16 protein-coding genes are annotated in these 19,399 nt (G+C 70.0%); 6 read left to right on the top strand and 10 right to left on the bottom strand.

Annotated features, from left to right (window positions below):
- Window positions 1-87: 87 nt before the first annotated feature.
- Complete coding sequence (purH, locus tag JJQ90_RS06425; protein WP_216873606.1) at window positions 88-1,662, bottom strand: bifunctional phosphoribosylaminoimidazolecarboxamide formyltransferase/IMP cyclohydrolase; 1,575 nt, start codon at window positions 1,660-1,662, stop codon at window positions 88-90.
- Between the two features lie 164 nt (window positions 1,663-1,826).
- On the opposite strand from purH, the gene JJQ90_RS06430 reads away from it, so the two are divergent.
- A complete protein-coding gene (locus JJQ90_RS06430) occupies window positions 1,827-2,648 on the top strand; it encodes an NADPH-dependent oxidoreductase (RefSeq protein ID WP_216873607.1) in 822 nt (273 codons plus the stop codon).
- A gap of 135 nt (window positions 2,649-2,783) precedes the next feature.
- Window positions 2,784-3,395 (top strand): protein phosphatase CheZ, encoded by a 612-nt coding sequence (locus JJQ90_RS06435; RefSeq protein WP_216873608.1) that lies wholly within the window; start codon window positions 2,784-2,786, stop codon window positions 3,393-3,395.
- Between the two features lie 5 nt (window positions 3,396-3,400).
- Here JJQ90_RS06435 and JJQ90_RS06440 read toward each other — a convergent pair whose 3' ends face one another.
- The 3 genes from JJQ90_RS06440 to JJQ90_RS06450 form a co-directional block, all read right to left on the bottom strand.
- Window positions 3,401-5,899 carry a calcium-binding protein gene (locus tag JJQ90_RS06440; protein WP_216873609.1) on the bottom strand — a complete coding sequence of 833 codons (2,499 nt, stop codon included), beginning with the start codon at window positions 5,897-5,899 and terminating at the stop codon, window positions 3,401-3,403.
- Between the two features lie 140 nt (window positions 5,900-6,039).
- Entirely contained in the window at window positions 6,040-7,212 is a 1,173-nt protein-coding gene (locus tag JJQ90_RS06445; RefSeq protein ID WP_216873819.1) for an acetyl-CoA C-acetyltransferase, read from the bottom strand.
- Between the two features lie 78 nt (window positions 7,213-7,290).
- The gene (locus JJQ90_RS06450) at window positions 7,291-8,544 is read right to left on the bottom strand and encodes an alpha/beta fold hydrolase (RefSeq protein WP_216873610.1); all 1,254 of its coding nucleotides are present in this window, start codon (window positions 8,542-8,544) and stop codon (window positions 7,291-7,293) included.
- Window positions 8,545-9,031: 487 nt separating this feature from the next.
- On the opposite strand from JJQ90_RS06450, the gene phaR reads away from it, so the two are divergent.
- Window positions 9,032-9,598: a polyhydroxyalkanoate synthesis repressor PhaR gene (gene phaR, locus JJQ90_RS06455; RefSeq protein ID WP_216873611.1), complete on the top strand. Its 567-nt coding sequence runs from the start codon at window positions 9,032-9,034 to the stop codon at window positions 9,596-9,598.
- Window positions 9,599-9,757: 159 nt separating this feature from the next.
- Window positions 9,758-10,210 (top strand): helix-turn-helix domain-containing protein, encoded by a 453-nt coding sequence (locus JJQ90_RS06460; protein ID WP_377097995.1) that lies wholly within the window; start codon window positions 9,758-9,760, stop codon window positions 10,208-10,210.
- Between the two features lie 160 nt (window positions 10,211-10,370).
- Here JJQ90_RS06460 and JJQ90_RS06465 read toward each other — a convergent pair whose 3' ends face one another.
- Genes JJQ90_RS06465 through JJQ90_RS06475 form a run of 3 tightly spaced genes read right to left on the bottom strand, consistent with a single transcriptional unit; the run spans window position 10,371 to window position 13,196 of the window.
- The gene (locus JJQ90_RS06465) at window positions 10,371-10,766 is read right to left on the bottom strand and encodes a hypothetical protein (protein WP_216873612.1); all 396 of its coding nucleotides are present in this window, start codon (window positions 10,764-10,766) and stop codon (window positions 10,371-10,373) included.
- Between the two features lie 27 nt (window positions 10,767-10,793).
- The gene (locus JJQ90_RS06470) at window positions 10,794-12,722 is read right to left on the bottom strand and encodes a potassium transporter Kup (RefSeq protein ID WP_377097998.1); all 1,929 of its coding nucleotides are present in this window, start codon (window positions 12,720-12,722) and stop codon (window positions 10,794-10,796) included.
- Window positions 12,723-12,746: 24 nt separating this feature from the next.
- Window positions 12,747-13,196 carry a MerR family transcriptional regulator gene (locus JJQ90_RS06475; RefSeq protein ID WP_216873614.1) on the bottom strand — a complete coding sequence of 150 codons (450 nt, stop codon included), beginning with the start codon at window positions 13,194-13,196 and terminating at the stop codon, window positions 12,747-12,749.
- Between the two features lie 96 nt (window positions 13,197-13,292).
- Here JJQ90_RS06475 and JJQ90_RS06480 point away from each other — a divergent pair, with 96 nt between their 5' ends.
- Together JJQ90_RS06480 and JJQ90_RS06485 are read left to right on the top strand one after the other, a co-directional pair.
- Window positions 13,293-15,476, top strand: a complete 2,184-nt coding sequence (locus JJQ90_RS06480; RefSeq protein ID WP_230410355.1) for a heavy metal translocating P-type ATPase — start codon at window positions 13,293-13,295, stop codon at window positions 15,474-15,476.
- Complete coding sequence (locus JJQ90_RS06485; RefSeq protein ID WP_216873615.1) at window positions 15,473-16,126, top strand: SCO family protein; 654 nt, start codon at window positions 15,473-15,475, stop codon at window positions 16,124-16,126. The genes JJQ90_RS06480 and JJQ90_RS06485 overlap by 4 nt, the downstream gene beginning before the upstream one ends.
- Window positions 16,127-16,129: 3 nt before the next feature.
- Here JJQ90_RS06485 and JJQ90_RS06490 read toward each other — a convergent pair whose 3' ends face one another.
- The 3 genes from JJQ90_RS06490 to JJQ90_RS06500 are packed head-to-tail and all read right to left on the bottom strand — an operon-like array spanning window position 16,130 to window position 19,298.
- The gene (locus tag JJQ90_RS06490; RefSeq protein WP_216873616.1) at window positions 16,130-16,924 is read right to left on the bottom strand and encodes an amino acid ABC transporter ATP-binding protein; all 795 of its coding nucleotides are present in this window, start codon (window positions 16,922-16,924) and stop codon (window positions 16,130-16,132) included.
- 23 nt (window positions 16,925-16,947) lie between these two features.
- Window positions 16,948-18,090 carry an amino acid ABC transporter permease gene (locus JJQ90_RS06495; RefSeq protein WP_216873617.1) on the bottom strand — a complete coding sequence of 381 codons (1,143 nt, stop codon included), beginning with the start codon at window positions 18,088-18,090 and terminating at the stop codon, window positions 16,948-16,950.
- 2 nt (window positions 18,091-18,092) lie between these two features.
- On the bottom strand, window positions 18,093-19,298 hold the full coding sequence (locus JJQ90_RS06500) for an amino acid ABC transporter permease (protein ID WP_216873618.1): 1,206 nt from the start codon (window positions 19,296-19,298) through the stop codon (window positions 18,093-18,095).
- Window positions 19,299-19,399 lie beyond the last annotated feature (101 nt).

The following is a 19,399-nucleotide window of genomic DNA, read 5'->3' on the forward strand; positions in this document are numbered from 1 at the left end:
TTTGGATGGTGGAGACGGCGCGCGAGATGGTTGCGCGCCCGGCCGAATGGAAGGCCGGGCGCCGCATAAAAATGACAGAACCGTAATTCAGTGCCGGAAGTGGCGCATGCCCGTGAAGACCATGGCGAGGCCTGCCTTGTCCGCCGCCGCGATCACCTCGGCATCCCGCATCGACCCGCCCGGCTGGATCACCGCCGTGGCGCCGGCCGCCGCCGCCGTCTCCAGCCCGTCCGCGAAGGGGAAGAAGGCGTCGGAGGCGACGACGGAGCCCTCTGCCAGTGGCCGGTCCAGCCCTGCCGCCTTGGCCGCGGCCTCAGACTTCCAGGCGGCGATGCGGCTGCTCTCCACGCGGTTCATCTGCCCGGCGCCGATGCCGACCGTGGCGAGGCCCTTGGCATAGACGATGGCGTTGGACTTCACATGCTTGCAGACGCGGAAGGCAAACAGCAGATCTTCCAGCTCCTGTTGCGTCGGCACGCGCTGGGTGACGACCTTCAGCTTCTCCAGCGCCACCCGCCCGGCATCGCGCGACTGCGCCAGGAAGCCGCCGGCCACCGACTTGAAGGTCAGGCCCGGCGCCGCCGGGTCCGGCAGCGCGCCGGTCAGCAACAAGCGCAAATTCTTCTTGCGGGCGAAGATGGCCCGCGCGGCGGCGTCGGCATCGGGGGCCACCACCACCTCGGTGAAGATGGCCGTGATGCGCTCGGCGGCTTCGGCATCCAGGATGCGGTTGGCGGCCACGATGCCGCCGAAGGCGGAGACCGGGTCGCAGCGCAGGGCAAGGTCCCAGGCCGCGGCGAGGCTGTCGGCCTCCGCCACGCCGCAGGGGTTGGCGTGCTTGACGATGACGATGGCCGGCTGCTCGAACTCCGCGACGCATTCGAAGGCGGCGTCGGTGTCGTTCAGGTTGTTGTAGGACAGTTCCTTGCCCTGGATCTGCGCGGCGGTGGCCAGCCCCGGCCGCAGGCTGCCATCGGCATAGAAGCCGGCCTGCTGGTGCGGGTTCTCGCCATAGCGCAGCGTCTGGCGCAGCAGCCCGGCGAAGGCCAGGCGCGGCGGGAAGGCCTCCCCATTCTGGCCGGCGAACCAGGTGCTGATGGCCGTGTCATAGGCCGCCGTGCGCGCATAGGCCGCCTGGGCCAAACGACGACGCAGGCCCAGGCTGGTCCCCCCCTGCAGCAATTCCGCCTGCACTTCCGCCAACTGCCCCGGCTCGGTGACGACAACAACCGAAGCAAAGTTCTTGGCGGCGGAGCGGATCATGGCGGGGCCGCCGATGTCGATATTCTCGATGCAGTCCTCGAAGCCGGCGCCCTGGGCCACCGTCGCCTCGAAGGGGTAGAGGTTCACCGCCACCAGGTCGATCGGGGCGATGGCGTGTTCCTCCATCTGCGCCAGATGCTCCGGCAGGTCGCGCCGGCCGAGCAGACCGCCATGGACCTGCGGCACCAGGGTCTTCACCCGCCCGTCGAGGATCTCCGGAAAGCCCGAATGCTCCGCCACATCCTTCACCGGGATGCCGGCGATGCGCAGCGCCTGGGCGGTGCCGCCGGTGGAGAGGATCTCGGCGCCATGGGCGACAAGCTGGCGGGCGAATTCGACGATCCCCGTCTTGTCGGAGACGGAGAGCAGGGCGCGGCGGATGGGGGTCATGTCGGACATGGGGGGGTTGGAACCTGACAGCATGATGGCCGGGGGTATGGACCCGCCGCAGTGCAGCATCAACCAATGCCTTCGCGAGGCAGCCTTGCGGTTTAGGCGGCGGATGCCCTGGACCTGCGGGACCGCTTCGCGTTACGCGGCATCCAGATTCCGGAGAGACACGCATGGACCAGGCCCCGATCGAAACCGTCCGCGCCCGCTATGGCGCCGATGCCGGCCCGGAGACGGCGCTGGAGATGACCAATCCGGTGCTGGAGACCCTGCTGAACCACCGCTCCATCCGCGCCTTCACCGACCAGAAGCTGGCGCCGGGCACGCTGGAGACGCTGGTGGCCGCGGCGCAATCCGCCCCCACCTCCTCCAACCTCCAGGCCTGGTCCGTGGTCGCGGTGGAGGACGAGGCGCGGCGCAACCGGCTGGCCGACCTTTCCAGCCGCCAGGCCTTCATCCGCCAGGCGCCGCTGTTCCTGTGCTGGATCGCCGACAATTCCCGCCTGACCCGGCTGGGCGAGGCGCATCAGCGGAAGATGGAGGGGCTGGACTACCTGGAATCCTTCATGGTGGCGCTGGTGGATGCCGCCCTGGCCGCGCAGAACGCGCTGGTGGCAGCGGAATCGCTGGGTCTCGGCACCGTCTATGTCGGCCAGTTGCGGCAATACCCGGAGAAGGTCTCGGCGGAGCTGAACCTGCCGCCCAATGCCTTCGCCTGCTTCGGCATGGCGGTCGGCCACCCCGCCATGCAGGGCGCCGTGAAGCCCCGCCTGCCGCAATCCCTGGTGCTGCACCGGGAGCAGTATCAGGTGGCGGAGGAAGACCGGAAGATCGCGGGCTATGACAAGGCCCTGGGCGATTTCTCCGTGGCGCAGGGCATGGGCCAGCAGGACTGGACCCAGCGCATGATGAGCCGCGTCGGCACCGCCGCCGGGCTGTCGGGGCGGGACCGGATGCGGGATGCGCTGACGGCGCTGGGCTTTCCGCTGAAATAGGATCGGCGGACCTTTCGCCCGAGGGATGCCTATCTGAAAGTGGCGCCGGCAACGGCTTGTTCACCGGCCGGCGCCATAATGCCCCCCACCACGCCACGCGATCGGCCGGATTGCCGGCGCCACGGGGATCAAGGCATGTCTGTGACGACCGAAACGACCGACACCTTCCGCGACGCCGTGCGGGCGGAGCTGCATCCGGCCCTGGATGACTTCCGCCGCTTCGTCGATCGCCGCATCGCCGAGCTGAGCGCGGAGCTGCATGCCAGCGTCGAGATCTCCGACATGGGGGAGGAGCGGATGACCAAGGAACTGGCCCGCATCCACGACCAGATCGGCCAGCTCGTCGCCGTTCCCGCCGCCGCCACCCGCAACAGCGGGCTGGAGCTGGAGGCGGTGGTGCAGGCCACGGAAGCCGCCGCCAATACCATCATGGAAGCGGCCGAGGCGATCCAGGACTGGGTCGCCACAGGCGGCAAGGACCTGGATGCGGTGGCGGCGATCGCCGAGCGGGTGAATTCGATCTTCGAGGCCTGCAGCTTCCAGGACGTCACCGGCCAGCGCATCCGCCGCGCCATCCAGCACCTCCAGCAGGTGGAGACGATGCTGGAGACGATGATCCCCGAAGGCGTCCGGCCGGAAGTGCCGCGCGAGCAGGTGGAGGTGAAGACCGCCATCCGCACGGTGGAAACCCCGGCCGGCGGCGACCTCGGCCAGGCCGCGATCGACGCCCTGCTGGATGATTTCTGAGGCGCCTACAGGATAAAATCAGCCGCCGTCAGCACCGTGTCGGCGGTGAAGGACAGGGTGATGGAACTGCCGCCGGAGGTGGTCACCACCACATAGGGATATTCGTCACCCGGCGGACTCACACCAATCTCCAGCTCGGCGAAATCGGTGTAGTTCAGGGCGCTGAGATCCAGCAGATCCTCGCCCTGGCGAAAGTCCTGGATGCTGTCATGGCCGTGGCCGGCGGCGAAGACGAAGATGTCGGCACCGCCGGCACCGGTATAGATCTGCGCATCCGCCCCATCGACGAAGCGGTCGCCCTGGTTGGTTCCGATGAAGCTCTCGAAGCCGGACAGCGCGGCCCCCGCCTGGCCATCCAGCGACAGGAGCGCATTGCGCAGATCCACATTGGCGCCGACGAGGCCGAAAGGCTGGACGTTGAACAGGTCCAGCGTGTCGCGCCCGCCGCCGCCCTCGAAGCGGTTGCCGGCGAAGTCCAGCACCGGATCGGCGCCATCCAGGAAGATGGCGAGCTGCAGCAGGTCGTCCCCCTCACCCAGCGCCACATCATTGTCCCGCAGCACGGCGCGGGCCATGCCCTGCGCGCCAACGGCGCCATCCGCGCCGGCCTGGCCGAGGCGGTTGGTGACCAGGATGCCGCCCTCCTCCGAGATGCCGGCATCCTCCGCCGCGCCGCCGAAGCCGCCGATGCCACCCAGGCCGCCCTGCCCGCCGGTCGCCGCGACCTCCAGCCGCAGCGTGGTCGCCGCATCGCCCGCCACGGCGATCCGGTTGCCGACCAGTTCGGCCGCCGCGTCGCCGCCGGCCCCACCCGCGCCGCCGGCGCCCCCGATATCCGAACCCTCCTCCCGGCCGCCGGAGATCATGGCTTCGAATTCCTGTTCGATGCCGCTGCTGCCGAAGCCGGCGGCGCCGCCGAAGCCGCCATCGCCACCGCGGCCGCCCTGGGCCTCCGCCACCAGCACCCATTCCGTGCCGGGCGCCTGCCGGGCATCGAGGCCGCTGATCCGCGCCAGGGCATCGCCGCCGGCACCGCCCGCCCCACCGGCGCCGCCCTCGCTGCCATCGACGCCATCGGTCAGGTCCAGGTCGAAATCGCCGAGGCCGCCGGCACCGCCCAGCCCGCCATTGCCACCCCGGCCGCCGGTGGCACTGGCCTGCAGCGCGTGGTTCGCCCCCGGACCCTGTGCCGCGAGATAATCCAGGATCTCGGCGATGGCCGCGCCGCCCGCGCCACCCGCCCCGCCGGCGCCGCCGGTGCCGCCCTGGCTCGCATTGTCATGAAGGCCGCCGACCACCATGCCCTCATCGTCCAGGATGGTGACGTTGCGTTCCGCGGCGGAGGCGCCCCCCAGACCGCCGGCCCCGCCCTGACCGCCATCGCCGCCCAGCGCGACCAGCCGGAATGCCGATTCGTCGCGCCCCGCCAGGGCGCCGTTGAGCCGCGTGCCGGCCCCGTCGGCGATGGCCTGCGCGGCGCCGCCGGCACCGCCCGCATCGCCGGCCGCGCCATCCTCGCCGCGCGGCGTCGTGCGGACGTTCAGGGGCTCGGCGAAAAGGAAGGTCTCCAGCCCATCCTCCCCCACCTGGCCGGCATCGCCCGCGCCGCCATCGCCGCCCTCCGCTTGGCCACGGCGCAGCACCCGGTCCTCCTGCGCGCTGCCGGTCAGCACATCGGCGCCGTCGTAGAAGGTGGCGATGGCGCCGCCGCCCGCCGCGCCGGCGACGCCGTTCGTGCCGATCTCCTGCCGCAGCTCATCGATGTCGAGCGGGTCGCTCGCCGGGCCGAACAGCAGGTTGCCGGCGTTCAGATCCTCCAGCGCGGTATTGCGCAGCGTCACCCGAACGCCGCCTCCCAGATCGATCCGGACAACGCTGCCGATCTGCGTGGCCGCTTCCAGCAGCCCTTCCAGCGTCAGCCCGGCCATGGCGGAAAAATCGATCAGATCCTCCCCGGCGGCGAAGTCCACCAGCACCACCTGGCCGGCCTGCGGGCCGAGGCGGAACACATCGCCCCCCGCGCCGCCGGTCAGCCGGTCGTTGCCCCCGCCGCCCATCAAGGTATCGGCGCCATCGCCACCGACGATGGTGTCGTTCCCCGTGCCGCCCAGCAGCAGGTCATTCCCGCCACGGCCCACCAGGCGCAGCCCCGTGGTGGCGCTGGCGGCATCAACGGCCAGGTCGGCGGTGGCGATGCGGGCCAGGGTGATGGTGGCACCGGGCGCCAGCGCCGCCGAGGCCGACGCGCCCAGGGTCAGCGTGATGCTGTCGGTGGCGCGCAGCACCACCTGTTCGAAGCCGCGCAGCCCGGCGAAGGCGGCGTCCTCGACCGCCAGCGGGCCCGCCGCGACGATGCGCAGCGTGTCCCGCCCCTGCCCCGCATCCTGGAGCAGGCCGGGGGCCAGCAGGTCGGCGGTGCCAAGGGTAAAGAAGATGTCGGCGAGATCGCTGCCATCCTGCAGCAACGGCCCGCCGGTCAGCGGGTTGATCCGAAACAGCGCCATGGTGTCTCTCCCCGCCGCGACCGGTTCGGTTGCGCAGCTTTCGGGAGCTTAGGCGCGGCCCGGACGGCGTCCAGGGCTCGTTTTGTCTGGAAGGCACCGCGCGAAACACAACCTCGCGCGGTGCAACGCAGGTGAAACGATCAGCGCTCCAGGCACATGGCGACGCCCATGCCGCCGCCGATGCACAGCGTGGCGAGGCCGCGCTTGGCATCCCGCCGCTGCATCTCGAACAGCAGCGTGTTCAGCACCCGCGCGCCGGAGGCGCCGATCGGATGGCCGAGCGCGATGGCGCCGCCATTGACGTTCACCCGGGCCGGATCCCAGCCGAGATCCTTGTTCACCGCGCAGGCCTGGGCGGCGAAGGCCTCATTCGCCTCGATCAGGTCGAGCGAGGCGATGTCCCAGCCCGCCTTCTGAAGCGCCTTGCGGCTGGCCGGGATCGGGCCGGTGCCCATGATGGAGGGATCGACGCCCGCCGTGGCCCAGGAAGCGATGCGCGCCAGCGGCGTGATGCCGCGCTTCTTCGCCTCCGCCGCCGTCATCACCACGGCCACCGCGGCGCCGTCATTGATGCCGGAGGCATTGCCGGCGGTCACCGTGCCATCCTTGCTGAAGGCCGGGCGCAGCTTGGCAAGCACCTCATAGGTCGTGTCGGGGCGGGGGTATTCGTCGTCGCTGATGACGGTGTCGCCCTTGCGGCCCTTCACGGTGACCGGGACGATCTCGTCCTTGAAGCGGCCGGCCTTCATCGCCTCCCCGGCTTTGCGCTGGCTGTTGGCGGCGAATTCGTCCTGTTCCTGGCGGGTGAGCTGGAATTTCTGGGCCACATTCTCCGCCGTGGTGCCCATGTGGTAGCCGTGGAAGGCATCCCACAGCCCGTCCTTGATCATGGTGTCGACCATGGAAAGGTCGCCCATCTTCTGTCCGGCGCGCAGATTGGCCGCATGCGGCGCCTGGGTCATGCTTTCCTGCCCGCCGGCCACCACGATGGCGGCGTCGCCGCAGGCGATCTGCTGGGCTGCCAGCGCCACGGCGCGCAGGCCGGAACCGCAGAGCTGGTTGATGCCGAAGGCGGTGCGTTCCACCGGGATGCCGGCGGCGACCGCCGCCTGGCGGGCCGGGTTCTGGCCGGCATTCGCCGTCAGGATCTGGCCGAGGATGACCTCATCCACCTCCGCGCCGGTCAGCCCGGCGCGGGACAGCGCGGCCTGGATGGCGATGGTGCCCAGCGCATGGGCGGGCAGGGTTGCGAAGGCCCCGTTGAAGGCGCCGACCGGGGTGCGGGCGGCAGAGGCGATGACAATATCGGACATGCTGGCGGACATGGGCCCTGGGGCTCCTTGGCTCTGGAGACTGGTCGTTGACGCCAGTGTGGGACGGCAGGGCGGCCGCTACAAGTCGCGCAGCCATGCCAGCAGCGGCCGCCACAGCGCGGCCTCCGCCCCGCTGCCGGCCGCCATGCCGATATGGCCGCCGGCGGCGACATGGATCCGGCCCTGGCGCAGCCGCGCGGCCAGCGCCTCGGCGGAGGCCGGCGGCACGATGCGGTCGCGCGCCGGCACGGCGCAGAAGGTGGGCATGGCGAGCGCGGCCGGATCGACCACCGCCCCGGCCACCCGCCAGGCGCCGCGCGCCGGGCTATTGGCGCCGTACCAGCCACCCAGCGCCTCCCGCGCCACGGGGGCGGCCAGGGGCACGCCGTCATTCAGCCAATCCTCCAGCGCCACGAAGTTCCGGGCGCGGTCGGAGGCGGGATCGAGCCGGGCGAAAGCGCGGAATTTCTGCGGGATGCCGAAGGGGTCGAGGCCGGCAAACAGGGTCTGGATGGCGTCGACGGGCAGGGTGCCGCTGGCCTGAAGCATCGGCTCCAGCCCCGGCAGCAGGGCGGCGGCGGTGCGCGCGCGGGTGGCTTCTTCCGGCCCCGTGTGGAAATCCCAGGGCGTCGCCAGCAGGGCCAAGGCGCGCACCCGGTCCGGCCGGCGCAGTGCTGCGGCCAGGGCCAGCAGCCCGCCCATGCAATAGCCCACCAGCACCACCGGGCCGGGGGCTGCCATCAGCGCCCGTTCCAGCCTTCCGGCGATATAGTCGGTCAGGGTGAAGCCGCGCTCCGCCTCCCCGGGCCAGCCCCAATCGAGCAGCAGCGGGCGGGTGCCCTGCCCGGCCAGGAAGCGCAGCATCGACCGGCCCTCCGCCAGGTCCAGCACCTGGGCCCGGTTGATGAGGGAGGGGACGAACAGCAGCGTCGGTCCGCTGCCGCCATAATCCAGCAGCCGCGTATCGCCCTCCGCCCAGATCGCCGGCGGGTCCGGCAGGGTTCGGCTGTAGGGATGGCGGCGATAGGCGGCGATGCCGGCCAGCAGCGCCCGGTCGGCACGCAGCAGGCGGCGCAGGATGGCGGCCCGGAAGGCCTCAGCCGGCTGGTTTGCGGCGGCGAGGGCGGCGGCGATCCGGCGCATCTCCGCCTGCCCCGCCGGGGAGATCGGGCGGCCCTGGTTCCAGGGCGGCCAGCCGACGTTCCAGCTCCTCGACCCGCCGGCGGAGGGCAGCATCGCCGTGCCCGCCAGCGCCGCCATCCCCCGGCTCGCACCCAGGATCAGGTGCAGCGGCAGCGGGCGTGGGCCGCGGCGGCGCAGCGGGGCCGTCATGCGCGGGCCAGGAGTTGGGCGCGCCACGGCCGAAGGGGGGCGCGGTGGCGGCGCGCAGCCAGGCGGCGCCCAGCCCCGCCCAGGCCGCGCTCATCGCCGCCCAGCCCTCCGCGGCCTCCCGGTCCGCGGCGAGGCCGGCGATCTCGCTTTGCCACAGGGTGATCCAGTCCTCCGCGAGGCTTTCCAGCTCCGCCGCCACATCCGGCTCCGGCGCCGCCGGCTTGCGGCCATCGCCCGGCATCATCCCGCCCCACGGGCGGAATCGAGGCCAGAAAACCGGGACATGGCGCGATTTTCGAAATCATCGGAATCAGGTGTTTCGCACCGCAGCGTGGCGCATGTTAGGATTGTGGCAGCGGCGGGGCCGCCAGGGGAAACAAGACGCATGGCGCAGGATACGATCCAGGCAGGTGCGGGCCAAGCAGGCGCCGGGGCAGCGACAGGCAAGGGGGCCGGTGCCGCGCCAGATACCACGGACGGATCGGGCATGCCGCCGGTCGTGGTGAAGAAATACGCCAATCGCCGTCTCTACAACACCGAATCCTCCTCCTACGTCACATTGGAGGATTTGGCGGTGATGGTCCGGAACGGCCGGTATTTCGTGGTCTATGACGCAAAGTCGGGCGATGACATCACCCGCGGTGTGCTGACCCAGATCATCGTGGAGGAGGAGGCGAAGGGGCGGAACCTGCTGCCGACCTCCTTCCTGCGGCAGATCATCGGCTTCTACGGCGACAGCATGCAGTCGCTGGTGCCACGCTACCTGGAATCCGTCATGGGCGCCTTTTCCCGCCAGCAGGACCAGGTTCGGAAGACCGTGGAGCAGACCATGGGCGGCTTCATGCCCTTCCCCAACCTGGAGGAGATGAGCAAGCAGAACATGGCGATGATGGAACGCGCCATGACCTTGTTCTCCCCTTTCCGGCCCAACATGGAACAGCCGGAGACCACACCCGACTCAGCCAGGCTGGCCGCATTGCAGGTGGAGCTGGAATCGCTGCGGCAGCAGGTCGAATACTACAAGGCCGCCGCCAAGCGTCCGGAAAAGGGCTGAATTCTCAGGCGGCCGCATCACGACAATTGTGATCGCGGCAGTAGCAACACAGTGCATGGATCGGCGACACTCACGGCCTTGTCATGCGCGCCAAAGGCGAATGGGGGGCCATTGTCCCGCCCGGAAAGAGCGCTGCACCGCAGCGCGGGGATATGGGACATGTCGACGATCGAAACCGAGAATGATGCCGGCGCCATGCCGGGCGAATCGCGTCCCGGCCAACGCGCCAGCGCCGCAGACCACCATGTGGGCGCGCGCATCCGCGAACGCCGCGTCATGATGGGTCTGTCCCAGCAGCAACTCGCCAAGCTGATCGGCGTGACCTATCAGCAGGCGCACAAGTATGAGCGTGGATTGAACCGCATCTCAGCCGGGCGGCTGTTCGAGATCGGGCAGGTGCTGGGGGTGCCGGTATCCTGGTTCTTCGAGGGCCTGACCGCGGAAAGCACCGCGGCAGACGCCTCGCCGCGCCAGCGCATGTGCCTGGAACTGGCCCGCAACTTCGCGCTGATCGACAATGAGAAGCACCAGGAGGCGCTGAGCCAGATGGCCCGCGCGCTGGCAGCCCAGTCGGGATCAGGGCCGGGATCAGGGTCGGGATCAGGCCAGTAGGGGCGCGGCGAGGACTGATACCAAGGGCCCTATCGCGTGACCGCGGCCGAAAACGCTGGCCTGCGGCCGATGAATCCGGCCGAGGCCGCGAATGCGGCCCGTCGCTTATCCGGCGGGCCAAGGCCCCTGGAAGGGCCGCAGGGCCAGGAAAATCCTACCGTCAGCCCACCGCCACCACACGCCAGGCGGCGGCGGTACCATTCGGCTCCTTGATGGTCACCACGCTGCCGGGGCGCAGCCAGCCGGACAGGGCCTGAAGCCGGCAGAGCGGCGCCTCGTCCAGTGATTCGCCGGGGATGGCAAGGCGCAGCGCCCAACCCTCCTCCTCCCGCACCACGTCACCGAACAGCGCCGGCGCCTCCGGCGCTTCGCGCCGCGCCGGCCAGGGCGCCGGATCGGCGAGGTAGGCAGCGTCATCCGGCATGCCGTGGGCATCCAGCGCCAACGAGAAGACGATCCGATGACCATCCTGGCCCTGCGGCTCCGCCGGGCTCCAGGTCATCACCAGCGTCACCTCCACCACGTCCGCCACCGCCGCTTCTCCCGCCGCCGTCATTCATAACGCCGGATGGTGGGCCGCGGTTCAGATGGCCACCCGCACGCCCAGCTCCACCACCCGGTCCGACGGGATGCGGAAGAATTCGGTGGCCGGCTGCGCATTGCGGCTCATCAGCGTGAACAGCCACTGGCGCCAGCGGGACATCTTCGGCACCGCGGCGGCCACCACCGTCTCCCGCCCCAGGAAGTAGCTGGCCTGCATCGGCTCGAAGGCAATGCCGATATCGCGCAGTGCCTCCAACTCCTTTGGCAGGTTCGGGCTTTCCAAGAAGCCATAGCGCAGGATCACCCGATGGATGTCAGGCGCCAGCTCCGTCACCTCGCGCCGGTCCTCGACCCTTGGGATGCCCTCGTTCAGCACCGTCACGAACAGCACGCGCTGATGCAGCACCTTGTTGTGCTTCAGGTTGTGCAGCAGCGCGCCGGGCACGAAATCCGCCTGGCTGGTCATGAAGACGGCAATGCCGGGCACCCGCATGGTGCGCGATTGCGGCAGCCGGGCCAGGAAGCTTTTCAACGGCAGGCTGTCCTGCCGGAAACGGGCGAACAGCAGGGCGCGGCCGCGCTGCCAGATGCGCATCAGCGTGAACAGCACGATGCCCAGCAGCAGGGGGAAATACCCGCCCTCCGGCACCTTCAGCACATTGGCGGCGAAGAACAGCACGTCGATCAGCAGAAAGGTGCCGAACACCGGCACCGCCAGCCAGAGCGGCCAGCCGAAGCGGCGCCAGAACACCACCCCGGCCAGCAGGCTGGTGCAGACGAAGGTGCCGGTCACCGCCAGGCCATAGGCCGCGGCCAGCGCGTCGGAGGAACGGAATTCCAGCACCAGGATAACCACGCCGAACAGCAGCATGAAGTTCACCTGCGGCAGGTAGATCTGCCCTTCCTCCGTCTCGCTGGTGTGGTGCACCGTCATGCGCGGCAGCAGGCCGAGCTGCACCGCCTGCCGGGCGACCGAAAAGGCGCCCGAGATCATCGCCTGGCTGGCGATGATGGTGGCGGCGGTGGCCAGGAAGACCAGCGGCAGGCGCAAAAGCTCCGGCGCCAGAAGGAAGAAGGGATTCGCCAGCGCCTCCCGGTCCGCCAGCAGCAGGGCACCCTGGCCGAAATAGTTCAGCAACAGCGCCGGCAGGACGATGGCCATCCAGGCGAAGCGGATCGGCTTGGCGCCGAAATGCCCCATATCGGCGTAGAGCGCCTCCCCCCCCGTCACCGCCAGCACCACGGCGCCGAGCGAGATGAAGGCCGCCAGGCGATTCTCCAGGCAGAAGGCGATCGCATGATGCGGCGACACCGCCGACAGCACCGCCGGATTCTGCACGATCTGCGCCAGCCCCAGCAGGGCCAGCACCAGGAACCACAGCGCCGTCACCGGCCCGAAGATCCGGCCCATGGAGCCGGTGCCGCGATACTGCACCAGGAACAGCCCGACCAGCACGGCGAGCGAGACGGGGATCACCGCCGGCTCCATCGCCGGGGAGACGATCTTCAGCCCCTCCACCGCCGAGAGCACCGAAATCGCCGGGGTCACCATGCCGTCGCTGAAGAACAGGCTGGCGCCGGCGATACCCACCACCAGCACCGCGCGGCGCAGCCAGGTGCCCTCCGGCAAGGCCTGCTGGGCCAGGGCGGCCAGCGCCATGATGCCGCCCTCGCCCCGGTTGTCGGCCCGCAGGATGAAGCCGACATATTTCACGGTGACGACGAGGATCAGCGACCAGAAGATCAGGCTGAGGATGCCCAGGATCTCGAATTCCGAGATCCCGTCGGCGGCGAACAGCAGCAGTGAGGCCCGCATCGCATAAAGCGGGCTGGTGCCGATATCGCCATAGACAATGCCCAGTACCGCGATGATGGAGGCCAGGGAGGCAGGCCGGGCGCCGATGGGGTGGCTCAAGTCACGCTCCAGTTGCGGAACAGCCGCAGGCATAGGCTGCCCTGCCAGCGCCATGCAAGCGCGCGCGGATCTGGCACGCTACGGCTCGGCCGCCAGTTTCCCATGGCTGGCATCGGCGCAATGGCCATGGCCGAAATCGGCCAGCGTCTCGATGATCCGGCAATCCCCGGCCGATCCGCCCTCGCAGCTTGCCGCCATCCGCGAAAGCTCCGCCCGCAGCGCGGCCAGCCGGCGCATCCGGGCGTCGATCTCGGCGATCTGGGCGGTGGCCAGGGCATGGGCCTGGGTGCAGTCCGCCTGTGGCCGGTCGGCCAGGCCGAGCAGGGCGCGGATCGCGTCGCTGCCGAAGCCCAGCTCCCGCGCATGGCGGATGAAGCCCAGGCGGCGCAGATGCGCCGGGCCATAGGCGCGGTGGCCGCCGGCGGTGCGGGCGGGCGGCGGCAGCCAGCCTTCCTGCTCATACCAGCGGATGGTGGTGGCCTTCACGCCCGTGGCGCGGGCCAGGTCGCCGATCGCGTAGCTCTGCATCGCGGAGTCTCCTGTCCCGGGAGGTGGGGACAGGGGGCTTGAACTTCCAGCCACTGGAGGTCCCATAACCATCTCCATCGGCAAGGGACCAGGCGGATGGACGGTTTGGAACGACGGAGCTGGCGGGTGGCGGGCATGGATTGCGCCGCCTGCGTCGCCTCCGTGACCCGGGCGGTGGAACGTCTGCCGGGGGTTTCGCGGGTCGAGGTGAACCTGATGGCGGAGCGCCTGACCCTGTCCCTGGCGCCGGGCGGCGCGACGGCGGAGGACATCACGGGGCAGGTGGCAGGCCTGGGCTACAAGGCCACGGCGCTCGGCGAGGCGGCGGCGGCCCCCAGCCCGGTGGCGCACGGCCATCACGACCATGACGACGCCGCGGATGCCCCAAAACCCTGGTGGGGGACGTCGAAGGCGCGGCTGGTCTGGCTGCTCGGCGGGCTGGTGGGCGCCGCCTATGCGCTGTCGCTGCTGCTGCCGGCCGACCTGACCTATCCGCTGTTCGTGGTGGCGACGCTGGTCGCGCTCTGGCCCTTCGGCCGCCGTGCCTTTGCGCTGGCCCGCGCCGGATCGCCCTTTTCCATCGAGACGCTGGTGGTGGTCGCCACCGTCGGCGCCACGCTGATCGGCGCGGCGGAGGAGGCGGCGGTGGTCGTGCTGCTGTTCGCCCTCGGCGAGATGCTGGAGAATGTCGCCGCCGGCCGCGCCCGAGCCGGCATCCGCGCCTTGTCCAGCCTGATGCCCCGCACCGCCCTGCGGCTGCGCGCCGATGGCACCACCGAACAGCTCGCCGCCGGCCTTCTGGCCGTGGGTGATCTGGTGCTGGTCCGCCCCGGCGACCGCCTGCCCTGCGACGGCGTTATCGAGGAGGGCACCTCCGCCCTGGATGAAAGTCCGGTGACCGGCGAGAGCCTGCCCGTCAGCCGTGGGCCGGGGGAGGCGGTGGTGGCCGGCGCCATCAATGCGGAGGGCGCGCTGCGCATCCGCGTCACCCGCGGCGCCGCCGACAACACCATCGCCCGCATCATCCGCATGGTGGAGGAAGCCACCGCCAGCCGCGCGCCGACGCAGCGTTTCATCGAGCGGTTTTCCACCTGGTGGACGCCGGGGGCGATGCTGGTCTCGGCGCTGGTGATCCTGCTGTCGCCGCCGCTGCTGGGCTGGGACTGGGGCACCAGCCTCTATCGCGGCCTGGCGGTGCTGCTGATCGCCTGCCCCTGCGCGCTGGTGATTTCCGTGCCCGCCGCCATGGCCTCCGGCCTTTCGGCCGGCGCGCGGCGTGGCCTGCTGGTGAAGGGTGGCGCGGCGCTGGAGGCGATCGGTGGGGCGCGGACGGTCGCCTTCGACAAGACCGGCACGCTGACCGAGGGCCGGCCGCGCGTCACCGACATCCTGGCCGCGCCGGGCGTGACGGAGGTGCAGGTGCTGGGCTGGGCCGCGGCGGTGGAACAGGGTTCCAGCCATCCGCTCGCCGCCGCCATCCTGGCCGAGGCCTTGGCACGGGGCGTGACGGCGCCCCGGGCCAGCGAACATGCCGCCATTCCCGGAAAGGCCGTGACCGCGCTGGTGGAGGGCCGCCGCATGGCCCTGGGCAGCCCGCGCCATGCGACGGAAAAAAACGCGGATTTCGGGACGCTGGAAGGCGAGCTGTCGCGGCTGGAGGCGGAGGGCAGGACCGTCGCCGTGCTGCTGGCCGGGGAGCGTCTGCTCGGCCTGATCGCGCTGCGCGACGAACCGCGCCCGGATGCCCAGGCCGGCATCGCCGCGCTGCGGGCGCAGGGGCTGCGGCCCGTGATGCTGACCGGCGACAACGCCCGCACCGGCGCCGCCCTGGCCGGCGCGCTGGGGCTGGAGGTGCAGGCGGAGCTGCTGCCGGACGACAAGCTGCGCGCCATCGCCCGGCTGCGGCAGGACGGCCCGGTCATCATGGTGGGGGACGGCATCAATGACGCGCCGGCCCTGGCTGCCGCCTCGGTCGGCATCGCCATGGGCGGCGGCACCGATGTGGCGCTGGAAGCGGCCGATGCCGCCGTGCTGCGGGACCGTGTGACGGGGGTGGCGGAGCTGGTCGGCCTGTCCCGCGCCACCATGGCCAATGTGAAGCAGAATGTGGCGGTGGCGGTGGGGCTGAAGGCGGTGTTCCTGGTGACCACGCTGATGGGCCTGACCGGGCTGTGGCCCGCCATTCTGGCCGATACCGGCGCCACCGTGCTGGTCACGCTGAACGCGCTGCGCCTGCTGCTGTGGCGACCTGCCCAACTGCCGGCCAGGGCGCGGCCATGAGGGCGCTGCGCCTGGTGCGCCGGCTGGCCTGGGGCGGCGTGGTGCTGCTGTCCGGTCTGCTGCTGGCCGTGGCCGGCGGCTGGCTGGTGACGGATGGGCCGCTCGGCCCGCCGCCTGTCGCCTCCGGCCCGGCCAGCCTGCAGATCGGCGGGCCTTTCGAGCTGACCGACCACACCGGCCGCGCGGTGACGGAGCGCGACTTCCTCGGCCGGCCGATGGCGATCTTCTTCGGCTTCACCTACTGCCCGGATATCTGCCCGACCACGCTGGGCGACATGACCAGTTTCATCGCGGCACTGGGCGAAGGTGCGGACCGGCTGCACTGGGTCTTCGTCAGCGTCGATGCCGGGCGCGACACGCCGCAGGCCATGGCCGACTACCTGTCCGCCTTCGACCCGCGCATCCGCGGCCTGAGCGGGAACGAGGCGCAGATCGCCCGGGCGGCGGAAGCCTTTCGCATCAGCTACCGCCGCGTGCCGCTGGAAGGCGGAGGCTATACCATGGACCACACGGCGAGCGTCCTGCTGCTGGACGCCGCAGGGCGTTTTGCCGGGACGATCGACTACAAGGAAAGCGAGACGGTCGCGGTGGAGAAGCTCCGGCTGCTTGCCGGGCGGAGCGAGGCGGAAAGCCCCTCCCCGCCCGGGTAGGGCTCAATGCCCGCGCAGGATCTGGCTGAGGAACAGGCGCAGGCGGTCGGTCTTCGGGTTGCTGAACAGCGCCTCCGGCTCCCCGCTTTCCACGATCTCGCCGCGGTCCATGAACACCACCCGGTCGGCGACCTGGCGCGCGAAACCCATCTCATGGGTCACGCAGATCATGGTCATGCCGGTCTCGGCCAGCATCACCATGGTGTCCAGCACCTCCTTGATCATCTCGGGGTCGAGCGCGCTGGTCGGCTCGTCGAACAGCATGATCTTGGGCTTCATGCACAGCGCGCGGGCGATCGCCACGCGCTGCTGCTGGCCGCCGGAAAGCTGACCCGGATACTTCTTCGCCTGTTCCGGGATGCGCACCCGTTCCAGGTATTCCATCGCCAGTTCTTCCGCTTCCTTCTTCGGCATCCGGCGCACCCAGATCGGCGCCAGGGTGCAGTTCTCCAGGATCGTCAGATGCGGGAACAGGTTGAAGGACTGGAACACCATGCCGACCTCGCGGCGGATCGCGTCCAGGCTGCGCAGGTCGTCCGACAGCTCGATCCCATCGACGATGATCTTGCCCTGCTGGTGCTGCTCCAACCGGTTGATGCAGCGGATCATGGTGGACTTGCCGGAGCCGGAGGGGCCGCAGACCACCACCCGTTCCCCGGTGGCGACGGACAGGTTGATGTCGCGCAGCACATGCAGCGCGCCGAACCACTTGTTGACGTCCTGCAGCAGGATGGCCGGCGGCGCATCGGCCCGCACCGCGGAGGCGAAGCGGCCTTCGGTTTCGAGGGTGTCACCCATGTTCAGCTTCCCTTCGCACCGGTTCAGCGGCGCCGATGTTGGTTGAGATCGCGTTCGAGACCCTGGCTGTACTTCGACATGGCGAAGCAGAACACCAGGTAGATGGCGCCGACGAAGACATAGACCTCGATGCCGAAGCCCTGCCAGGCAGGCTCCACGATGGCGGTCTTGCCCGCGGTCAGCAGGTCGAAGATGCCGATGATGAGCACCAGGCTCGTGTCCTTGAAGAAGCCGATGAAGGTGTTCACCAGCGGCGGGATCACCAGCCGCAGCGCCTGCGGCAGGATGATGAAGCCGGTCTTCTGCCAATAGGACAGGCCCAGCGCCTCCGCCGCCTCATACTGCCCGCGCGGCAGGGTTTGCAGCCCGGCCCGCACGACTTCCGCCAGATACGCACCGGCGAAGAGCGTGATGGCGATCTGCGCGCGCAGCAGCTTGTCGATGTTCATGCCCTCCGGCAGGAACAGCGGGAACATCACGCTGGCCATGAACAGCAGGCTGATCAGCGGCACGCCACGGATCAGCTCCACATACAGCACGCAGAGCGTCTTGATCGCCGGCAGGTTCGAGCGCCGGCCGAGCGCCACCAGGATGGCCAGCGGAAAGGCGAAGGCCAGCCCGAAGGTGGACAGGATCAGCGTGATCGGCAGCCCGCCCCAACGCTCCTGCGGCACATAGGTCATGCCGAGGATGCCGCCCCACATCAGCACGCCGATGACGGTCAGGGTGACGATCCAGATCGGGATCAGCACCCAGGACCAGAAGCGTCGCATGGCAGAGACGACGTAGAGGCCGATGAAAAGCGCGCAGACCAGCAGCGGCCGCCAGTGTTCCTCATAGGGGTAGGTGCCGAACAGGATGAAGCGGTGCTTCTCCCCGATCACCGCCCAGCAGGCGCCGGACCCTTCCAGGTCGCGGCAGACCTGGGTCTGCGGCACATTGCCCTGCATCGGCACCGACCAGATGGCATTGATGAAGGCCCAGTCGATGAAGCCGATGGTCCAACGGACCAGCAGATAGGCCATCACCAGCGTCAGCGCGGTGTTGAGCCAGGAGGAGAACAGGTTGGTGCGCGCCCAGGCCAGGGCGCCGGTGGTCGCCACCGGGGCGGTGCGGGGGGCCGCCTCCGGGTTGGCGGTGGCGGCATTCAGCGTGACATCGCTCATGCTCAGCGCTCCACCAGGGCAATTCGGGAATTATACCAGTTCATGAAAAGGCTGATCGAGAGGCTGATGGTCAGGTAGACCAGCATGATGATGGCGATGCCCTCGATCGCCTGGCCGGTCTGGTTCAGCGTGGTATTGGCAATGCTGACGATGTCCTGGTAGCCGATGGCGACGGCCAGCGAGCTGTTCTTGGTCAGGTTCAGGTACTGGCTGGTCATCGGCGGGATGATGACGCGCAGCGCCTGCGGCAGCACGATGCGCTTCAGGATATCGCCGCGGCGCATGCCCAGCGCCTGCGCCGCCTCCCACTGCCCCTGGTTCACCGCCTGGATGCCGGCGCGGACGATCTCCGCGATGAAGCCGGCGGTGTAGGTGACCAGGCCGATCAGCAGCGCCGCGTATTCCGGCGTGATGGTGATGCCGCCCTGGAAGTTGAAACCGCGCAGCGCCGGGATATCTGGGGTGAAGGGCGCGCCATGCGCCAGCCAGACCAGCAGCGGCAGCCCGCCCATCAGGCCGAGCGCGGCGGGCCACAGCTTGCGCGGCTGGCCATCGGCATATTGCCGGGCGCGCAGGGCGCGGCCGACCAGCAGGGTCAGCACGGATCCCGCCACCAGGGCCAGCAGCGCCAGGCTATGCGCCGGCAGCCATTCGATGAAGGGCAGCTTCATGCCCCGGTTGGACAGGAACACGCCCCCCACCGGGTTCAGCGCCTGGCGAGGCACCGGCAGGGTCTGGAGGATGGTGTACCAGAACAGCAATTGCAGCAGCAGCGGCAGGTCGCGGATGACCTCGATATAGAAGCCGGCCATCTTCGACAGCATCCAGTTGCGCGACAGCCGGGCAATGCCGACCAGCGTGCCGAGGATGGTGGCCAGAACCACGCCGACCACGGCGACCTTCAGCGTGTTCAGCACGCCCACGGTCAAGGCGCGGCGATAGGTGTCGGTGGGGTCATAGTCGATCAGGCTCTCGCCGATCGGCAGCCCCGCCTCCCGCCCCAGGAAGCCGAAGCCGGTGGCGATGCGGCGCACTTCCAGATTGTGCACCGTGTTGGACCACAGCCAGTAGACGATCACCCCCACGATGCCGACGACCAGCACCTGCCAGACGATGCCGCGCAGGCGTTCGTCGGACCAGGACAGGCGAAGCGGGCGTCGGGGCGGCCCGGCCTTGCTCAGGCGCGGATCGGCGGTCGAGGAGGACATGCGGCATCCCTGCTGAGGATCAGGCTCCGGCAGGTTGGCTCCCGCCGGCGATATGGTGTCGCGGGACCGAGGGTCCCGGTGGAGGAGGGAGGGGGTGGCAT

Origin of the sequence: Falsiroseomonas oleicola (assembly GCF_019029495.1) — a bacterium.
Lineage (GTDB): Bacteria > Pseudomonadota > Alphaproteobacteria > Acetobacterales > Acetobacteraceae > Falsiroseomonas > Falsiroseomonas oleicola.

Bases quoted from the DNA above. Each gene is read 5' to 3' on its own strand.
- JJQ90_RS06465 (WP_216873612.1), bottom strand. From the start codon at position 10,766: ATGACGGCGGCGGGAGAAGCGGCGGTGGCGGACGTGGTGGAGGTGACG.
- JJQ90_RS06470 (WP_377097998.1), bottom strand. From the start codon at position 12,722: ATGGCGCTGGCAGGGCAGCCTATGCCTGCGGCTGTTCCGCAACTGGAG.
- JJQ90_RS06500 (WP_216873618.1), bottom strand. From the start codon at position 19,298: ATGTCCTCCTCGACCGCCGATCCGCGCCTGAGCAAGGCCGGGCCGCCC.
- phaR (WP_216873611.1), top strand. From the start codon at position 9,032: ATGCCGCCGGTCGTGGTGAAGAAATACGCCAATCGCCGTCTCTACAAC.
- JJQ90_RS06445 (WP_216873819.1), bottom strand. From the start codon at position 7,212: ATGTCCGATATTGTCATCGCCTCTGCCGCCCGCACCCCGGTCGGCGCC.
- JJQ90_RS06450 (WP_216873610.1), bottom strand. From the start codon at position 8,544: ATGACGGCCCCGCTGCGCCGCCGCGGCCCACGCCCGCTGCCGCTGCAC.
- JJQ90_RS06485 (WP_216873615.1), top strand. From the start codon at position 15,473: ATGAGGGCGCTGCGCCTGGTGCGCCGGCTGGCCTGGGGCGGCGTGGTG.
- purH (WP_216873606.1), bottom strand. From the start codon at position 1,662: ATGTCCGACATGACCCCCATCCGCCGCGCCCTGCTCTCCGTCTCCGAC.
- JJQ90_RS06430 (WP_216873607.1), top strand. From the start codon at position 1,827: ATGGACCAGGCCCCGATCGAAACCGTCCGCGCCCGCTATGGCGCCGAT.
- JJQ90_RS06495 (WP_216873617.1), bottom strand. From the start codon at position 18,090: ATGAGCGATGTCACGCTGAATGCCGCCACCGCCAACCCGGAGGCGGCC.
- JJQ90_RS06440 (WP_216873609.1), bottom strand. From the start codon at position 5,899: ATGGCGCTGTTTCGGATCAACCCGCTGACCGGCGGGCCGTTGCTGCAG.
- JJQ90_RS06490 (WP_216873616.1), bottom strand. From the start codon at position 16,924: ATGGGTGACACCCTCGAAACCGAAGGCCGCTTCGCCTCCGCGGTGCGG.
- JJQ90_RS06480 (WP_230410355.1), top strand. From the start codon at position 13,293: ATGGACGGTTTGGAACGACGGAGCTGGCGGGTGGCGGGCATGGATTGC.
- JJQ90_RS06460 (WP_377097995.1), top strand. From the start codon at position 9,758: ATGTCGACGATCGAAACCGAGAATGATGCCGGCGCCATGCCGGGCGAA.
- JJQ90_RS06435 (WP_216873608.1), top strand. From the start codon at position 2,784: ATGTCTGTGACGACCGAAACGACCGACACCTTCCGCGACGCCGTGCGG.
- JJQ90_RS06475 (WP_216873614.1), bottom strand. From the start codon at position 13,196: ATGCAGAGCTACGCGATCGGCGACCTGGCCCGCGCCACGGGCGTGAAG.